The sequence below is a fragment of the Saccharopolyspora sp. genome, assembly GCF_017434145.1.
Taxonomy (GTDB): domain Bacteria; phylum Actinomycetota; class Actinomycetes; order Mycobacteriales; family Pseudonocardiaceae; genus Saccharopolyspora_C; species Saccharopolyspora_C galaxeae.
In genome coordinates, this window is the sequence record NZ_JAFRFW010000569.1 from 1 (window position 1) to 4,665 (window position 4,665).

5 protein-coding genes are annotated in these 4,665 nt (G+C 68.2%); 1 reads left to right on the forward strand and 4 read right to left on the reverse strand.

Translation table 11 applies throughout. The annotated features are described in order from the left end of the window. Positions 1–455: ADP-ribosylglycohydrolase family protein (locus IJH84_RS15750; protein ID WP_295145761.1), on the forward strand; the 455-nt coding region annotated here is incomplete at its 5' end. 46 nt (positions 456–501) lie between these two features. Here IJH84_RS15750 and thpD read toward each other — a convergent pair. The 4 genes from thpD to ectA all read right to left on the reverse strand — a co-directional run bounded on the left by thpD (position 502) and on the right by ectA (position 4,204). Continuing rightward, a complete protein-coding gene (thpD, locus tag IJH84_RS15755; protein ID WP_295145763.1) occupies positions 502–1,404 on the reverse strand; it encodes an ectoine hydroxylase in 903 nt (300 codons plus the stop codon). A gap of 302 nt (positions 1,405–1,706) precedes the next feature. Then, positions 1,707–2,096, reverse strand: a complete 390-nt coding sequence (locus tag IJH84_RS15760) for an ectoine synthase (protein WP_295145765.1) — start codon at positions 2,094–2,096, stop codon at positions 1,707–1,709. Between the two features lie 104 nt (positions 2,097–2,200). Then, positions 2,201–3,448 carry a diaminobutyrate--2-oxoglutarate transaminase gene (gene ectB, locus IJH84_RS15765; RefSeq protein WP_295145767.1) on the reverse strand — a complete coding sequence of 416 codons (1,248 nt, stop codon included), beginning with the start codon at positions 3,446–3,448 and terminating at the stop codon, positions 2,201–2,203. A gap of 237 nt (positions 3,449–3,685) precedes the next feature. Continuing rightward, complete coding sequence (ectA, locus tag IJH84_RS15770; protein ID WP_295145769.1) at positions 3,686–4,204, reverse strand: diaminobutyrate acetyltransferase; 519 nt, start codon at positions 4,202–4,204, stop codon at positions 3,686–3,688. Between the last annotated feature and the right edge of the window lie 461 nt (positions 4,205–4,665).

A 4,665-nucleotide genomic window follows, 5' to 3' on the forward strand; every position in this document is an offset into this window, starting at 1 on the left:
ACTTGATCGCGGTCCAGGACCGGCGGCTGACCGAGGCCGTCGACCAGGCCTCCGGGCGCGTGCTGCGCGACGACCCGGAGACGGCGGGCCTGCTCGCGGAGGCTTCCACGCTGGCCCGGCTCGGCGGCTCGGTCGGCCACGTGGAGCGGCTCGGTCAGGGCTGGATCGGCCCGGAGGCGCTGGCCATCGGGGTGTACTGCGCGTTGGCGCTGCCCAAGGCGGAGCAGTTCACCGCGGCGCTGCGACTGGCGGCGAACCACTCCGGGCACAGCGACACCACCGCCGCGATCACCGGCGCGATCCTCGGCGCCCGGCACGGCACCGCCGCGTTGCCGCGGAACTGGCTGTCCCGGTTGGAACTGGCCGACGTGGTCGAGCGGGTGGGGCACGACGTCGGCGCGTCGTGCTCCGGCGAGAAGTTCAACGAACGCCGCTACCTGGGCCTGGACACCTGAGCAACGCAGGTCCGGCCCCCTCGCGGGAGGCCGGACCGCAGGGCGCTCACCTGCCCATCGGGGTGAAGTCCGTGGCGGCGACGAACTCCGGCCTGCGCTGCTTCGCCGCGAACGGATCGACCAGCGTGTTCTGCACGCTGTTGAACACGACGAAGATGTTCGAGCGCGGGTACGGGGTGATGTTGTTGCCCGACCCGTGCATCGTGTTCGAGTCGAACCACAACGCCGCGCCCGCGGCCCCGGTGAACTGCTCGATCCCGTGCTCGTACCCGAGCCGCCGGATGTCGTCCTCGGCGGGTACGCCGACCTTCTGCTCCTGCAGCGACGACTTGTAGTTGTCGTCCGGCGTCTTTCCCGCGCAGGAAACATAGGTGCGGTGCGCGCCCGGCATCACCATCAACCCGCCGTTGAACGGGAAATTGTCGGTCAGCGCGATCGACAGGCTCACCGCGCGCGGCGCGGGCATGCCGTCCTCGGCGTGCCAGGTCTCGAAATCGGAATGCCAGTAGAAACCGTTTCCGCGGAATCCCGGCATGTAGTTGATCCGGCTCTGGTGCACGTAGACATCGGATCCGAGGATCTGCCGCGCACGATCGAGAATGCGCGGCTGGCGGATCAGTTCCGCCACCATTTCGCTGGTGCGGTGCACTTCGAACAGCGAGCGGACCTCGTTGGATTCCTTCTCCACCACGGTGCGTTCGTCGGCGCGGACGTCCGGGTCGCGGACGAGCCGCTCCAGCTCCTGCCAGTGCTCCTGCACCTCCGCCGGCGAGAGCAGGCCCGGCAGCACGTGGAAGCCCTTGTCCTGGTGCTCGGCCAGTTCGCCGGTGCCCGCAGGCCCGGAATCCACGCCGGGCCAGACCACCGGATCGGTGCGTTCCAGCAGCGCGGACTCGGCTCCGCGCCGGGTCGGATAGCGGTCCTGCGTCCGCACGTCTGCGACGGTCATCAGTTGCGCCTCCTTCGCGAATTCCCGCCGGAGCGGCCGGTGCCGCACGCACCGCCGCCATTTCTCGGTTCCTCGTTCGGTGGCGTTTCCCCGAATGCGGGGCCGCGCACCGCGGCAGGCAACCTGACACTCGCCGGATACCCCTCGGCACTCGGCATTACGCATCCGCGCAGCGGAGTCTTCGAGCCCGGCGGCCGGTGGGATCGATCACGAAGGGCGAAATGCGATCAGCGCCCGAACGCGAAACAGCCCACGAGCCGCCGCAGCGGCCCGTGGGCTGCAAGATTCGCCCGGGGGGTCGGTCAGTCTTCGACGACCAGCGGGTAAACGCCGTTCTCGTCGTGCACTTCGCGCCCGGTCACCGGCGGGTTGAACACGCACACCGTGCGCATGTCCGTCTTCGGCCGCACCTGGTGCTTGTCGTGGTCGTTCAGCATGTAGACGGTGCCCGGCTTGAGCTGGTGCACCTCACCGGTGGCCTTGTCCTCGACCTCGCCTTCGCCCTCGAAGACGAAGACCGCCTCGATGTGGTTGGCGTACCAGAAGTCGTTCACCGTGCCGGCGTACAGCGTGGTCTCGTGCACGGAGAAGCCGACTTTCTGCTTGGCCAGCACGATGCGCTTGCTGCGCCAGTTCTCGGTCTTGATGTCGTCGTCGGTGTCCTCGACGTCTTCGAGACTGCGGACGAACACTGCTTTCCCTCCTTCGGTGGGCCGGCTTCGGGTTTGCCAGCTTCGGTAGTGCGGACGCGAGCGGCCGGCCCGGAGACAGCCGGGCCGGCCGGTGTGCGCTGGATTCAGGCAAACACAGCCTGCACCGAATCCACGATGATTTGAAGCCCCTGTTCGAGTTCATCGTCGGAGACGGTCAGCGGCGGCATGATCTTGATGACCTCGCTCTGCGGCCCGGAGGTCTCCAGGATCATCTTCCGGTCGAACGCGGCCTTCGAGATCTTGCCCGCGGTCTCCGGGTCGTCGAAGCCGAGCCCGCGGGCCAGGCCGCGGCCCTTGGCCTGCGCGCCCTCGTACTTGTCCGCGATCTCGCCGATCACCTGGCCGATCCGCTCGCCCTTGGCGATCGTGCCGCGCTGCAGCGCGTCGTCGCTCCAGTACAGCCGCAGCGCCTCGGACCCCGTCACGAACGCGGGGTTGTTGCCGCGGAAGGTGCCGTTGTGCTCACCGGGCTCCCACACGTCCAGGTCGGACTTGATCAGGGTCAGCGCCAGCGGCATCCCGTAGCCGCCGATGGACTTCGACAGGCACACGATGTCCGGCACGATGCCCGCTTCCTCGAAGCTGAAGAACGGGCCGGTGCGCCCGCAGCCCATCTGCACGTCGTCGATGATCAGCAGCATCCCGTGCTTGTCGCACAGTTCGCGCAGGCCGCGCAGCCACTCCGGGCGGGAGTTGTTGATGCCGCCCTCGCCCTGCAGCGTCTCGACGATGACCGCGGCGGGCTCGTTCAGGCCGGAGCCGCTGTCCTCCAGCAGCCGCTCGAAGTACAGGAAGTCCGGGACCTGGCCCTCGAAGTAGTTGTCGTAGGGCATCGGCGTGGCGTGCACCAGCGGGATGCCCGCGCTGCCGCGCTTCATCGAGTTGCCGGTCACCGACAACGAACCCAGCGTCATGCCGTGGAACGCGTTGGTGAAGCTGATGATCGACTCGCGGCCGGTGATCTTGCGGGCCAGCTTGAGCGCGGACTCCACCGAGTTCGTGCCCGTCGGCCCCGGGAACTGGACCTTGTAGTCCAGCCCGCGCGGCTTGAGCAGCTTCTCGTCGAGCGTCTCCAGGAACTCCCGCTTGGCCACGGTGGCCTGGTCCAGGCCGTGCGTGACCCCGTCGCGCTCCAGGTACTCCAGCATCTTGCGTTTCAGCGCGGGGTTGTTGTGCCCGTAGTTGAGCGCCCCCGCACCGGCGAAGAAGTCCAGGTAGGGGGTGCCGTCCTCGCCGTAGAGCCAGCTGCCGCGGGCCACGTCGAACGTGGTCGGCCAGTTCCTGCTGTAGCTGCGCACCTCGGATTCGAGGCTTGCGAAGATGTCGTTCACGATCCTCCGTTCGGCGCGGCGACCGTTGGCCACCGGCTGTGCAGTAGGTCTTCTCGTCTCCCGGCGGGGAGACCGCCGTTGGTGCGCCGGGAACCTGCGGTTGTGCGATCCGGCACGGCCGCCGGGCTGCTTCGCGATCGCCCCGGCCCGCGCTCACCGCGTGCGCCGATCGGCCCGCTGGACCACGGCGGCCGGGCCGGGCTGATCGGTCTGCCTGTGCTGATCGGTACGCCTCGGCTAATCGGCCGGCCTGGGCGCCGCCGCCGAGTCCGCGGGCACGACGCCCGGAGCCGGGAACGGCCCGATTCGGTAAAGGTCCTCGTCCTCGTGCGCATCGGGGAAAAGGTCCGCGGTGAACAGCTCGCTGCGGGCGAGTTCGGTGCCGCGGTCCCGCGCCAGCGCCGAGAACAACTTGATCGAAGCGGTGTTGTCCGCGGTGATCGTCGTTTCCAGATAGCGCACCCCCCGCGGCACCAGGCGGTCGACGAGGTGCGTGAGCAGTTTGCCCGCGAGGCCGCGCCCGCGCTGGGATGCGTCGACCGCGACCTGCCAGACCATCAGCACGTCCGGCGCGTCCGGCCGCAGGTATCCGGTGATGAAGCCGACCGCTTCGCCGTCCTCCCGCGCCACCACGCTGGTGCCCGCGAAGTCGCGGCACCACATCAGGTAGGCGTAGGACGAGTTCACATCGAGCACTCCCGAATCGCTCGTGATCCGGTAGAGTGCGGGTCCGTCCGCGACGACCGGAATGCCGATCTCCGCATCGGGAGAGTCGCTTCCGCCATTCCGTCCGCCATTCGGTCCGTAGCCGTTATGGCTGGGTTTGTCGCCGGTCATGCTTTGCCAACTTAACAGAACATCGCCTAAGCCGTCAGGTACATGAACGTTTCCTGGCGGCACTACCAGGCGATACCCGATTCTACACGTGATGAGCACGACATGATCGTTGCGCTGCGCATCTCCGCAGTGTTAACGATGTGTCGGAACTAGTGATCGAAATTCCCCAGCGCGGGCGTGACCAGCGAAAACGCCCGCTTCACAAGCTGTTCGCCCGCAGCCCGCGGATTGCATCCGCCGATATTTCGGATAACGCGCGGAATTGCGATCTTCCGCGGCGCCGCGCGCGCGGCCGCGCACGGCAGGCGGCCGCGACCGACCCCGTGCGTCCGGGGCCGCGTGTGCGGCGGCCCCGGACGCACGGCATCCGGCGTCGATCA